At 67.6% G+C, this 12,228-nt stretch carries 11 protein-coding genes; 4 read left to right on the top strand and 7 right to left on the bottom strand.

Annotation, left to right across the window (positions count from 1 at the left end):
* Positions 1-10 precede the first annotated feature (10 nt).
* Positions 11-988 carry a 2,3,4,5-tetrahydropyridine-2,6-dicarboxylate N-succinyltransferase gene (gene dapD, locus ACL9RL_RS06655; protein ID WP_422779428.1) on the top strand — a complete coding sequence of 326 codons (978 nt, stop codon included), beginning with the start codon at positions 11-13 and terminating at the stop codon, positions 986-988.
* A gap of 151 nt (positions 989-1,139) precedes the next feature.
* Here dapD and ACL9RL_RS06650 read toward each other — a convergent pair whose 3' ends face one another.
* From ACL9RL_RS06650 to ACL9RL_RS06630, 5 genes are all read right to left on the bottom strand, one after another.
* Entirely contained in the window at positions 1,140-1,427 is a 288-nt protein-coding gene (locus ACL9RL_RS06650; RefSeq protein WP_422779427.1) for a GIY-YIG nuclease family protein, read from the bottom strand.
* Positions 1,428-1,788: 361 nt separating this feature from the next.
* Positions 1,789-3,096: a citrate synthase gene (locus tag ACL9RL_RS06645; protein ID WP_422779426.1), complete on the bottom strand. Its 1,308-nt coding sequence runs from the start codon at positions 3,094-3,096 to the stop codon at positions 1,789-1,791.
* A gap of 132 nt (positions 3,097-3,228) precedes the next feature.
* Positions 3,229-4,350, bottom strand: coding sequence for a succinyldiaminopimelate transaminase (dapC, locus tag ACL9RL_RS06640; RefSeq protein ID WP_422779425.1), 1,122 nt, complete (start codon positions 4,348-4,350; stop codon positions 3,229-3,231).
* A gap of 3 nt (positions 4,351-4,353) precedes the next feature.
* Entirely contained in the window at positions 4,354-4,677 is a 324-nt protein-coding gene (gene fdxA / locus ACL9RL_RS06635; protein WP_422779424.1) for a ferredoxin, read from the bottom strand.
* Between the two features lie 39 nt (positions 4,678-4,716).
* Positions 4,717-5,448 (bottom strand): DUF6113 family protein, encoded by a 732-nt coding sequence (locus ACL9RL_RS06630; RefSeq protein WP_422779423.1) that lies wholly within the window; start codon positions 5,446-5,448, stop codon positions 4,717-4,719.
* Between the two features lie 183 nt (positions 5,449-5,631).
* Here ACL9RL_RS06630 and efeU point away from each other — a divergent pair, with 183 nt between their 5' ends.
* The 3 genes from efeU (at position 5,632) to efeB (ending at position 9,341) form a co-directional block, all read left to right on the top strand.
* Positions 5,632-6,483, top strand: coding sequence for an iron uptake transporter permease EfeU (gene efeU, locus ACL9RL_RS06625; RefSeq protein WP_422779422.1), 852 nt, complete (start codon positions 5,632-5,634; stop codon positions 6,481-6,483).
* 152 nt (positions 6,484-6,635) lie between these two features.
* The gene (gene efeO / locus ACL9RL_RS06620) at positions 6,636-7,847 is read left to right on the top strand and encodes an iron uptake system protein EfeO (RefSeq protein WP_422779421.1); all 1,212 of its coding nucleotides are present in this window, start codon (positions 6,636-6,638) and stop codon (positions 7,845-7,847) included.
* 108 nt (positions 7,848-7,955) lie between these two features.
* Entirely contained in the window at positions 7,956-9,341 is a 1,386-nt protein-coding gene (gene efeB, locus ACL9RL_RS06615; RefSeq protein WP_422779420.1) for an iron uptake transporter deferrochelatase/peroxidase subunit, read from the top strand.
* A gap of 169 nt (positions 9,342-9,510) precedes the next feature.
* Here efeB and ACL9RL_RS06610 read toward each other — a convergent pair whose 3' ends face one another.
* The gene (locus tag ACL9RL_RS06610; RefSeq protein ID WP_422779419.1) at positions 9,511-9,942 is read right to left on the bottom strand and encodes a hypothetical protein; all 432 of its coding nucleotides are present in this window, start codon (positions 9,940-9,942) and stop codon (positions 9,511-9,513) included.
* 274 nt (positions 9,943-10,216) lie between these two features.
* Positions 10,217-12,124, bottom strand: a complete 1,908-nt coding sequence (gene typA / locus ACL9RL_RS06605; protein ID WP_422779418.1) for a translational GTPase TypA — start codon at positions 12,122-12,124, stop codon at positions 10,217-10,219.
* Positions 12,125-12,228: the final 104 nt, after the last annotated feature.

The following is a 12,228-nucleotide window of genomic DNA, read 5'->3' as shown; positions in this document are numbered from 1 at the left end:
CCCTGGGATCATGACCGCTGCGCCCTCCGAAACCACTCGTCCGACGCATGCCTGGGGATACGGGCTCGCGACCGTCGCAAGCGATGGGACCGTGCTCGACACCTGGTATCCAGAGCCACAGCTCGGCACCATTCCCGCCGACCGCGACCGCTGGATCGCCCCGGCCGAACTCGAAGCCCTCGCGACCGACGACGCCCGCCGTGCCGTCCGCATCGACATCGTCACCGTCGAGATCGACCTCGAGCAGGGCCCGACGTCCACCTCGGACGCCTACCTGCGACTGCACCTGCTGAGCCACTTGCTCGTCGCCCCGAACACCATCAATCTCGACGGCATCTTCGGCCACCTCCCGAACGTGGTGTGGACGAACGCCGGCCCGGTGCTGCCTGCCGACTTCTCCCGCCTGCGCCCCGCGCTCCTGCGCCACGGCATCCACGCGACGGGCATCGACAAGTTCCCACGCCTGCTCGACTACATCACACCGGACAAGGTCCGCATCGCCGACGCCTCCCGCGTCCGCCTCGGCGCACACCTCGCACCGGGCACCACGGTCATGCACGAGGGCTTTGTGAACTTCAACGCCGGCACGCTCGGCTCCTCCATGGTGGAGGGCCGGATCTCGCAGGGCGTCGTCGTCGATGACGGCAGTGACATCGGCGGCGGCGCATCCATCATGGGCACGCTCTCCGGCGGCGGCACCCAGCGGGTGTCGATCGGCAAGCGCGCGCTGCTCGGCGCCAACTCCGGCATCGGCATCTCGATCGGTGACGACTCCGTCGTCGAGGCCGGCCTGTACGTGACGGCAGGGACGAAGGTCGTGCTGGCCGGGGCTGCTGCCCGCACCGATGGCGCCCCGCAGACGGTCAAGGCCGTCGAGTTGTCGGGTGTGCCCAACCTGCTGTTCCGCCGCAACTCGCTGACGGGCGCGGTTGAGGTCCTCCCCCGTTCCGGCTCCGGTGTGGAGCTGAACGCGGCATTGCACGCCTGAGGCTTCGCCCTTCGCCCTTCGCCCTTCGACAAGCTCAGGGACCGGACACCCCGGTCGCTGAGCTTGTCGAAGCGCGCCCCAGCCGGCAGCCTCTTCGCCAGGCTCAGGGACCGGACACCCCGGTCGCTGAGCTTGTCGAAGCGCACCACACTCAACCCCGTCGCGGACGTGAACGGCTGAGCCCCGGGAGCTCCTCCACTCGCCCTTCGATCAACGCAAGCTTCTTCGCCCGACTCCACCCCTGGATCTGCTTCTCGAGCCGGAACGCGTCGTCGACCCGTTCGAGCTCGGCGCTCCAGGCGAGCACGACCGGCAGGCGCTTCGCCGTGTAGTTCGCTCCGTCGCCGTGGTTGTGCTGCGCGAGCCGACGCTCGAGGTCGAGGGAACTCCCGGTGTAGTAGCTGCCGTCGGCGCACTTCAGGATGTAGACGAAAGCCATGTGTACAGCATCGTCTGCGCTGGTCCCGATCGGGCGGTTATCCACAGGCTGATCTGCCCTTCGACAAGCTCAGGGACCGGAGGAGACGCTCTGCGAAACCTCAACACCCGGAGGAGGCGGTCTGCGAAACGTCATCGCCCGGTCGCTGAGCTTGTCGAAGCGCGCACCACGGCCAACAGGCCCTTCGACAAGCTCAGGGACCGGAGGAGGCGGTCTGCGAAACGTCAACACCCGGTCGCTGAGCTTGTCGAAGCGCGCGCCGCAGAGCTTGACCCTTCGACAGGCTCAGGGACCGGACACCGACCGGACGCGAACGGCCCCGCAGTCCGAAGACTGCGGGGCCGTTCCGTGCTCCCGACGACTAGCGCGTGGGGAACTGACGCTCAACGGATCCCGTGTACAACTGCTGCGGGCGGCCGATCTTCGTCTGCGGGTCGAGGTTCATCTCACGCCAGTGGGCGATCCAGCCGGGCAGGCGCCCGATCGCGAACAGCACCGTGAACATGCGCGTCGGGAAGCCCATCGCCTTGTAGATGACACCCGTGTAGAAGTCGACGTTCGGGTAGAGCCTGCGCTCCTTGAAGTAGTCGTCCTCGAGCGCGATCTGCTCGAGCTCCTGTGCCAGATCGAGCAGCGGGTCCTGCACGCCGAGGGCCGCGAGGACCTCGCCGGCGCTCTCCTTGACGAGCTTGGCGCGCGGGTCGTAGTTCTTGTAGACGCGGTGTCCGAAGCCCATGAGCTTCACGCCGTCTTCCTTGTTCTTCACGCGGTCGACGAAGCGCTGCACGCCCTCGCCGGACTCCTGGATGCGGCCAAGCATCTGCAGGACGGCCTCGTTTGCGCCACCGTGGAGCGGGCCTGACAGCGCGTTGATGCCGGCCGAAACCGATGCGTACAGGTTGGCGCCCGTGGACCCGACGAGGCGGACCGTCGATGTGGACGCGTTCTGCTCGTGGTCCTCGTGGAGGATGAGCAGGAGGTCGAGCGCCTTCGAGAGGACCGGGTCGATCTCGTACGGCTCTGCGAGGTTGCCGAAGTTGAGCTTCAGGAAGTTGTCGACGAAGCTCAGCGAGTTGTCGGGGTACAGGAACGCCTGGCCGACCGACTTCTTGTGCGCGTACGCGGCGATGACCGGGAGCTTCGCGAGCATCCGCACCGTGGTGAGGTCGACGTGCGCCGGGTCGTGCGGGTCGGTGTCGGACTCGTAGTACGTGGACATCGCCTGCAGGGCGCTCGACAGCACGGCCATCGGGTGCGCCGTGTGCGGCAGCGCGGAGAAGAAGCGCTTGAGGTCCTCGTGCAGGAGCGTGTGACGGCGGATCTGCTCGTCGAAGGCGCCGAGCTCGTCCGACGTCGGCAGTTCGCCGTGGATGAGCAGCCAGGCGACCTCGAGGAACGTCGAGCCCTTCGCGAGCTGCTCGATGGGGTATCCGCGGTAGCGCAGGATGCCCTGATCGCCGTCGATGTAGGTGATGGCGGACTTGGTGGCCGCCGTGTTCACGAATCCGTAGTCGAGGGTGGTGAGCCCCGTCTGCCTCGTCAACGAGGAGATGTCGATGCTGGATGCGCCTTGGGTACTGCTGTGGATCGGGAAATCTGCGGTTCCCCCCGGGTAGCTCAGGGTGACCTTCTGCGTCTCGGTGGAAGCCTGGTTCTCGACGTCGCCCACGGCGCCTCCTCATATCTTCGTGCGATAGGGACTACGGCCACACCACCGTGTGCGACGGCGTTGCCTCCTACAGCCTAAACCGCTTCCGGTCCTACTGCTGTTTCCCACAGCAATCGGCCGACTCGGTTGGAGCTAACCTCGAACCTCGGAGAATTCTGCCAGCCGACGGGCCGCAGCATCGATCCGTTCGTCGGTCGCGGTGAGCGACAGCCGCACATGCTGCGGGTAGGCGTCGCCGTAGAACGGGCCAGGGCCGGCCAGGATGCCGATGCTCGCGAGTCGCTCGATGCTCTCCCAGGCGTCGCGCCCCTCCGTCACCCAGAGATACAGGCCCGCTTCGCTGCGATCGACGCGGAATCCGGCCGCGCGCACGGCAGGCAGCAGCACTTCGCGACGGCGTCGGTACCGCTCTTTCTGCTCGGCGACGTGCGCGTCGTCGCCGAGGGCGACGACCATCGCGGCCTGCAACGGGGCAGGCAGCATCAGCCCCGCGTGCTTGCGGACGGTGACGAGCCTGGCGATGAGCGCGGCATCGCCACCGACGAACGCCGCACGGTAGCCGGCGAGGTTGGACTGCTTGCTGAGCGAGTAGATCGCGAGGACGCCCGTGGGGTCGCCGCCGGTCACGCGGGGGTCGAGGACCGACGGGACGGCGGTGTGCGCCCACTCCTCGTCCCAGCCGAGCTCCGCGTAGCATTCGTCGCCGACGATGACCGCGCCGAGTTCTCTGGCGCGGCCGACAGCTGCGCGCAGCTCCTCGACGCCGAGCACCCGGCCGTCGGGGTTGCCGGGCGAGTTCAGCCACACGAGCTTCGTGGTGGACGGCCACTCCGCCGGGTCGTCGGAGGCGAAGGGCGTCGCCCCGGCGATGGCGGCGCCGACGGCGTACGTCGGGTACGCGGCGACGGGGTGCACGACCGTGTCGCCCTCGCCGAGACCGAGCAGGAACGCGAGCAGTGCGACGAGTTCCTTCGAACCGATCGTGGGCAGCACGGCGTCCGGAGTGAGCCCGGAGACGCCGCGGCGGCGCGCGAACCAGTCGACGATCGCCGCGCGGAGCGCCGGTGTGCCGATCGTCGTCGGGTAGGCGTGCGCGTCGGTCGCCTCGGCGAGCGCAGCCCGGATGATCTCGGGCGTCTCATCGACCGGCGAGCCGATCGACAGGTCCACGATGCCGTCGGCGTGTGCACGCGCCTGCTCGGCGAACGGGACCATCAGGTCCCACGGGTAGTCGGGCAGCGGCTGCAGCGCCACGCGTCAGCCGTTGACCTGGGGAGGCAGTGCAGCGATGACCGGGTGGTCGGACTTGATGACGCCGACCTTGGCTGCGCCGCCCGGGGAGCCGATCTCGTCGAAGAACTCGACGTTGGCCTTGTAGTAGTCGGCCCACTCTTCCGGGAGGTCGTCCTCGTAGTAGATCGCCTCGACCGGGCAGACCGGTTCGCACGCACCGCAGTCGACGCATTCGTCCGGGTGGATGTAGAGCGAACGTTCACCCTCGTAGATGCAGTCGACAGGACATTCGTCGATGCAGGCGCGGTCTTTGACGTCCACGCACGGCAGGGCGATCACATAGGTCACAGGTCTCGGGATCCTTTCACGAACACTGGTCTGCCAAGTCTACGCCCGGTCGGCGGGCGGAATCTCCGCCGCAGCGACCACCGGGTGCGTTCCGCCGACCGAGTGACGGCCGTTGCCGCTCCCCGTCCGCTGGGGCAGTTTCGGCCAGGCGAGGACGAGCACGGCGATGAACGATGGCGCGATCGTCCAGATGAGCCCGGCGACACCCTGTGGGATGAGGACGGATCCGCCGGTGCTCGGCAGGGTGAAGATGCCGATGGAGATGAGCATGCCGAGCGCTGCAGCTGCGACCGGGAGCCGGTCGTCGAGCACGATGCGCAGCCCGAGGAAGAGCAGCGTGACGCCGACCACGGCCAGCAGGAGTCCGGCCGGCACTGGCACGCCGAACAGGAGCGGCTGCCACCCGTGCGCGACCGTGCCGATGCAGCCGTACACGATGCCGATGAGCAGGGCGAGGACGATGCTCGCGATGCGGGACCCCATCGTCACCTCGCGGGGCTCGTCGTCCGCGCTCCGCTGATCGCTCCACTGCGACTCTGGCGACAGGAACTCCGGGGCACTGTACACGTCAGGGGACGGATTCGCTTCCGGGGTCAGCCCCGCGAACGGCTGGGTGAACGCGCCGGTCCCCTGCGGGGAGACCGCCTCACCCGGCGCAGCGGCGGGCAGCGTCGGCTGCGCGCCGGCGGCCGGCGCCAACTCGCCGTAACGCGGCAGCTGGGCCGCCTGCGGCTGGTCGCTCCGACGCTCTGCATCCTGGGGGTCCGTCATGCGCCGATTGTAACTGGACAGCTTTCGAAGCAGCAGGTAGTGTCAGATCGATAAGGCAAGCCTTACCAATCTTGCAGTTCTTTTTTGCGCTCGACCTGCGAACCGCGGCGAGCAACCCCCACCCAGCAGCGACGGCCACCCATTGGCGACCGGCACTCGAACACGCCAGAAGGTCACACCACTGTGCTCGCAAACTACCTGATCGGACTCCGGGAAGGCCTCGAAGCCGGCCTCATCGTCGGCATCCTCGTCGCCTACCTCAACAAGCTCGGTCGGCGCGACGTCCTCCCCCGCCTGTGGATCGGCATCGCGATCGCGATCCTCGTCTCCCTCGGCACCGGCGCGATCCTCACCTGGGGCCCGTACGGGCTGAGTTTCCAGGCCCAGGAGATCCTCGGCGGATCGCTCTCGATCCTCGCCGTCGGGCTCGTCACCTGGATGATCTTCTGGATGGGGCGCAACGCCCGCGAGCTGAAGCACGATCTGCACTCCCGACTCGATGCAGCCGTCGCCGGCACCGCCATCGGCATCGTGATCCTCGGCTTCGTGAGCGTCGGACGCGAAGGCATCGAGACTGCGCTCTTCATCTGGGCGAGCGTCAACTCCGGACAGGACGCGGCCCTCGGCACGGTCGGCGCCTTCCTCGGCATCCTGACGTCCGTCGTCATCTCGTACCTGATCTACCGCGGATTCGTGCGCATCAACCTCGGCACCTTCTTCACCTGGACCGGGCTCTTCCTGATCCTCGTGGCGGCCGGCGTCCTCGCGTACGGCATCGGCGACCTCCAGGAGGCCGGTGTGATTCCGGGCGGCACCCACGCCGCATTCAACCTCAGCCACATCATCCCGCCGACGAGCTGGTACGGAACGGTGCTGGCCGGCGTCTTCAACTTCACCCCGGCGCCGACCTGGGCGCAGTTCATCGCGTGGCTCGTCTACCTCATCGTCACGCTCCTGTGCTTCATCCGGACCGTCGGTGGCAAGCGCCGGACGACGCAGCAACGCGCGGAAGCCGTCGAATCGCCCGTGAGCTGATCCACGGTGCGAGCCACCGCCCGCAGCGCAGGGGCCCAGCCGACACGGCAACACGTCCGGCGGCACAACGAGCAGCCCCAGCACCAGCAGCACAGCACCTCACCCGCCACACGACCGCCCTCACACCACCAGCACCCACAACAGGAGCATCCATGCAGAAACGTGTACTGACCGGCCTCGCCGGCGCCGGCGTCCTCGCCATCGCGCTGACCGGTTGCGTCCCCAACAACGCGGGCGGCGACGCACTGACCGTCGCCATCACCGACACGACGTGCGCCGTCTCGGCCGCGACGGCGACGGCCGGCGCAGTGACCTTCACGGCCAGCAACACCGGCACCGATGTCAACGAGTTCGAGATCCTCGCCGAGGACAAGCTCCGCATCGTCGGCGAGAAGGAGAACATCACTCCCGGTCAGACCGTGTCCTACGTCGCACAGCTCCAGCCCGGGACCTACTACACGGCGTGCAAGTTCCAGCTCGTCGGCGCTCCGATCGGCCTCGCCAAGTTCACGGTCACCGGCAAGGAGGCGGCCGTCTCCGCCGACGACAAGAAACTCACGGACCAGGCCGTCACGAACTACATCGCCTACATCAAGTCGCAGGTCGCCGAACTCCTGCCGCAGGTCAAGGCGTTCACCGACGCCTACGCCGCCGGCGACGACGACACCGCCCGCAAGCTCTTCCCGACCACCCGCGCCTTCTACGAGCGCATCGAGCCGACCGCAGAGGCCTTCGGCGACCTCGACCCGAAGATCGACTACCGCGAGGTGGACGCCGTCGCCGAGGGCCTGTCCTGGACCGGATTCCACCGCATCGAGAAGGACCTGTGGGCCCCGGCGCCAGACGCACTCAACTCCGACGGAACGAGCGCGACGCTCAACTGGGCGCCGTCGACCCCCGCAGAACGCAAGACGTACGCGGACGGCCTCGTGAAGGACACCCAGACGCTCTTCGACCTCGTGTCGAAGTCCGACTTCAGCGTGAGCATCGGCGACATCAGCAACGGCGCCATCGGCCTCCTCGACGAGGTCGCGACCAGCAAGATCACCGGCGAAGAGGACTGGTGGTCCCACACGGACCTCTACGACTTCGCCGCGAACGTGCAGGGCGCCGAGGTCGCATTCGGCAACGTCAAGGACATCGCGTCCGGCAAGGGCGCGGAGGGCAAGAAGCTCGTCGGCGACATCGACACCGAGTTCACGGCCCTCCAGAGCCTCCTCGCCAAGTACGGCAGCCTCGACTCCGGGTTCGTCTCCTACGACCAGGTCACGGAGGCGCAGCGCAAGGAGCTGTCCGATCAGGTGAACGCCCTGGCCGAGCCGCTCTCGCAGCTCACGCACACCGTGCTGGGCGTCGCGAAGTAATCAGGTGAACACACGATCGGGCGGGTTCGGAGTAACCGGGAACCCGCCCGGTCGCGGTTCAGCGCATCCACAACAGTCCCACAGCGAGACCGGAATAGCATGGAGCCGATGAGCGAGCAGCACGATGACGCACCCGGGACGACCGGGGTGACCGGGTCATCCACGGCACCGGGAACGCCAGAACCCACGAGCGCCGCTCCCGATGGTGCCGGTACGACGCCTGCGCCACAGAAGCGCTCGCTCTCGCGCCGGGCGCTGTTCGGGCTGGCCGGAGCCGGTGCGGCCGGCCTCGCCATCGGCGGCGGCGCCGGAGCCGCCATCGCAACGGCCGTCACCGGCGGGGCGAGCGGCATTCCCACCGGCACCGTCTACCCGTTCTCAGGCGCCCACCAGAGCGGCATCACCACGCCGGCCCAGGACCGACTCCACTTCGCGGCGTACGACGTCGCAGAGCGCACCACACGCGCCGAGCTGATCGAACTGCTGCAGGACTGGTCCTTCGCCGCCGAACGGATGACGCGCGGACTCGAGGTCAGCGAGTCCGGCGCCGTCAACGGCTCACCGCTCGCCCCGCCGGACGACACGGGAGAGGCGCTCGGGCTTCCGCCGAGCGGACTCACGATCACGATCGGCTTCGGCCCGACGCTCTTCCAGACCGAGGACGGCGTCGACCGCTTCGGCATCGCCGACCGACGCCCGGAATCCCTCGCCCCGCTCCCCCGGTTCACCGGCGACAATCTGCAGCCGGGCTTCGTCGGGGGCGACCTCTGCATCCAGGCGTGCGCAGACGACCCGCAGGTGGCCGTGCACGCCATCCGGAACCTCAGCCGCATCGCCTTCGGTCGCGCATCGATCCGGTGGTCCCAGCTCGGCTTCGGCCGGACGTCCTCCACCTCCACCTCCCAGGTGACGCCGCGCAACCTGTTCGGGTTCAAGGACGGAACGGCCAACATCAAGTCCGAGGAGACCACAACGGTCGACGGAGCGGTGTGGGTGCACCCGAAGGACGGCAGCGACTGGCTCGCCGGCGGTTCCTACCTCGTGGTGCGGAAGATCCGGATGATCATCGAGACCTGGGACCGGACGCAGCTGGAGGAGCAGGAGCGCGTGATCGGTCGGAGCAAGGGCGCCGGCGCTCCGCTGTCCGGCGGGACCGAGTTCACGGAGCCCGACTTCGCGACGAAGGGGCCGACGGGCAAGCCACTCATCGACAAGGACGCCCACGTCCGGCTGGCCCACTCGTCGGTGACGGGCGGCGCGAAGCTGCTTCGTCGCGGGTACAACTTCGTGGACGGCAACGACGAGCTCGGCCGGCTGAACGCCGGGCTGTTCTTCATCTCGTATCAGCGGTCGCCGCAGCAGTTCATCGACATCCAGCGCTCGCTCTCCGTCGATGCGCTCAACGAGTACATCAAGCACGTCGGCTCCGGCATCTTCGCCGTTCCGCCCGGCGCGTCGAAGAACGGCTACGTCGGAGAGACGCTCTTCTCCTGAGCGGTCAGCCGTCGGTCCGGGCGTGCGCAATTCAGGAGCGTCCCGGCGTGTTGACCCGCGCTCGGCGTGATCCGGGCGCGACTCGCCGAGACGATCCTGAATTGCGAACCGAATCACGGTCGACGGGCAATCACCTCTGATGCGCTGCGTGAGTGGCCGACGCGACGGATCAGCGCGGGGCCACCGTGTAGATGACGGTTTCAGCGGTGACGACGAGCTTGATGTCGTAGACGGGCGATGAGAGCGTCACCAGTGATCCTTCACCGGCCGACGCCTCAGCATCGACCGTGAACCCGGCGGCCACAAGCGCATCCTTCGCCGCCGTGCCGGTATTCGGCGCCTGAACGGTCACGATCCAGGTCTTCGTGCCGTTCACCGTGGAGCCGATGCCCGTCGTCTGCCCGTCGATCACCGGGACCTCGTCCTTCGGGAAGTCCGCAGGCAGCCCCTGCTCGAGTCCGACATCGAGCTTCCCGCCCGATGCGTCGGTGATCGCCTGCTCGACCCCGCTCTTCACCCCCGATTCGATGGCGCTGCAACCGGTCAGGACCGGAGCGATCAGAAGAGCGGCGGACAGGGTTAGGATCACAGAGCGTCGCATGGCCCCAGGGTATCCTGCGCCAGCCCGCAACTCCTGAGCGGCCGCAGTCGGGTTCGTCCTCCGACGCAGACCCCGCCCCCGACTCCGACGGCTGTTCGCAATTCAGGAGCACCCTCGGCGTGTCGCGCTCAAGCGCTAATTTCGGGGCCGACACGCCGAGGCGCTCCTGAATTGCGAACGGGATGGGACGGCACGGGGTGGGATGGGATGGGAACGACGATGCCCGCCCTCCGGAACGGAGGACGGGCATCGATCAGCGCGGGAAGAGCGGAGACTACTCCGACTGCTTCTTCAGACGCGAGGTGTTGCGCGCGCGGGCCTGAGCATCGAGCTCGACCTTGCGGATGCGGACGTGATCCGGCGTGACCTCGACGCACTCGTCCTCACGGGCGAATTCGAGGCTCTCCTCGAGCGTCAGCACGCGCGGCGGCGTCATCGACTCGAAGTTGTCGGCGGAGGACTGACGCATGTTGGTCAGCTTCTTCTCCTTGGTGATGTTGACGTCCATGTCCTCGTTGCGCGAGTTCTCGCCGATGACCATGCCCTCGTAGACCTCTTCCGTGGGCTGCACGAAGAAGGACATGCGCTCCTGCAGAGCGATGATGGCGAACGGCGTGACCACACCGGAGCGGTCGGCCACGATCGAGCCGTTGTTGCGCGTGACGATCGAACCGGCCCACTCGCCGTACCCGTGGGACAGCGCGTTGGCGATACCCGTGCCGCGCGTAGCGGTCAGGAACTCGGAGCGGAAGCCGATGAGACCACGCGACGGAACGATGAATTCCATACGGACCCAGCCGGTGCCGTGGTTCGACATGCCCTCCATACGGCCCTTGCGAGCTGCGAGGAGCTGCGTGATGGCGCCCAGGTGCTCCTCGGGAGCGTCGATCGTGAGGTGCTCGTACGGCTCGTGGACCTTGCCGTCGATGCGCTTCGTGACCACCTGCGGCTTGCCGACGGTGAGCTCGTAGCCCTCACGACGCATCTGCTCGACGAGGATGGCGAGCGCGAGCTCTCCACGACCCTGGACCTCCCACGCGTCCGGACGACCGATGTCGAGGACCTTGAGCGACACGTTACCGATGAGCTCGCGGTCGAGACGGTCCTTGACCATCCGAGCGGTGAGCTTGTGGCCCTTGACCTTGCCCATAAGCGGCGAGGTGTTGGTGCCGATCGTCATCGAGATGGCGGGGTCGTCGACCGTGATGGCGGGGAGGGCGCGGACGTCCTCCGGGTCTGCCAGCGTGTCGCCGATCATGATGTCCGCGAAACCGGCGACGGCGACGATGTCACCCGGGCCGGCGCTCTCGGCCGGGTAGCGGTCGAGGGCCTTCGTGATCATGAGCTCGGTGACGCGCACGTTGTGGACGTCGCCGTCGTGGCGGACCCAAGCGACCGTCTGGCCCTTCTTGAGCGTGCCGTTGAAGATGCGGAGCAGCGCGAGGCGGCCGAGGAAGGGCGATGCGTCGAGGTTGGTGACGTGCGCCTGCAGCGGGTGCTCGTCGTCGTACTGCGGAGCCGGGATGTGCTCGAGGATCGCTTCGAAGAGCGGCTCGAGGTCCTCGTTGTCCGGCAGTTCGCCGTTCTCGGGCTTGTTGGAGGATGCACGGCCGGCCTTGCCGGACGCGTAGACGACGGGCACGTCGAGGACGGCGTCGAGGTCGAGGTCTGGGACCTCGTCAGCCATGTCGCTCGCCAGACCGATGAGCAGGTCCTGGCTCTCGACGACGACCTCGTCGATGCGCGCATCCGGGCGGTCGGTCTTGTTGACCAGGAGGATGACGGGGAGCTTGGCTTCGAGGGCCTTGCGGAGCACGAAGCGCGTCTGCGGGAGCGGGCCCTCCGACGCGTCGACGAGCAGGACGACGCCGTCGACCATGGACAGGCCGCGCTCGACCTCTCCACCGAAGTCGGCGTGGCCGGGGGTGTCGATCACGTTGATCGTGATGGGGCCCTCGGTGGCGTGCTTGCCCTTGTACGAGATCGCCGTGTTCTTGGCGAGGATCGTGATGCCCTTTTCGCGCTCGAGCTCGTTCGAGTCCATGGCGCGTTCTTCGAGGTGGGCGTGTTCTGCGAATGAGTTGGTCTGCCGCAGCATGGCGTCGACGAGGGTGGTCTTACCGTGGTCAACGTGGGCCACGATCGCGACGTTGCGCAGATCGGTACGAGTGGCGAGCGCCATAAAGCGTTGGCTTCCTTCGGTGTCTTTGGGTTTCGGCTAGATGTAGCCGACGGACCATCATACCCCAGGCTTGCTGCACACCCTCTGAACGGGACGTGGATGGG

This window comes from Plantibacter sp. Mn2098, assembly GCF_049319745.1.
Lineage (GTDB): Bacteria > Actinomycetota > Actinomycetes > Actinomycetales > Microbacteriaceae > Plantibacter.
The sequence above is the reverse complement of the archived record's forward strand: the minus strand, read 5'-3'. Positions and strand labels throughout refer to the sequence as shown.

What these genes read in the sequence shown, in the direction of transcription:
- ACL9RL_RS06630 (WP_422779423.1), bottom strand. Translation starts at nt 5,448, where the DNA reads ATGACGGACCCCCAGGATGCAGAGCGTCGGAGCGACCAGCCGCAGGCG.
- ACL9RL_RS06610 (WP_422779419.1), bottom strand. Translation starts at nt 9,942, where the DNA reads ATGCGACGCTCTGTGATCCTAACCCTGTCCGCCGCTCTTCTGATCGCT.
- efeB (WP_422779420.1), top strand. Translation starts at nt 7,956, where the DNA reads ATGAGCGAGCAGCACGATGACGCACCCGGGACGACCGGGGTGACCGGG.
- ACL9RL_RS06650 (WP_422779427.1), bottom strand. Translation starts at nt 1,427, where the DNA reads ATGGCTTTCGTCTACATCCTGAAGTGCGCCGACGGCAGCTACTACACC.
- typA (WP_422779418.1), bottom strand. Translation starts at nt 12,124, where the DNA reads ATGGCGCTCGCCACTCGTACCGATCTGCGCAACGTCGCGATCGTGGCC.
- efeO (WP_422779421.1), top strand. Translation starts at nt 6,636, where the DNA reads ATGCAGAAACGTGTACTGACCGGCCTCGCCGGCGCCGGCGTCCTCGCC.
- dapD (WP_422779428.1), top strand. Translation starts at nt 11, where the DNA reads ATGACCGCTGCGCCCTCCGAAACCACTCGTCCGACGCATGCCTGGGGA.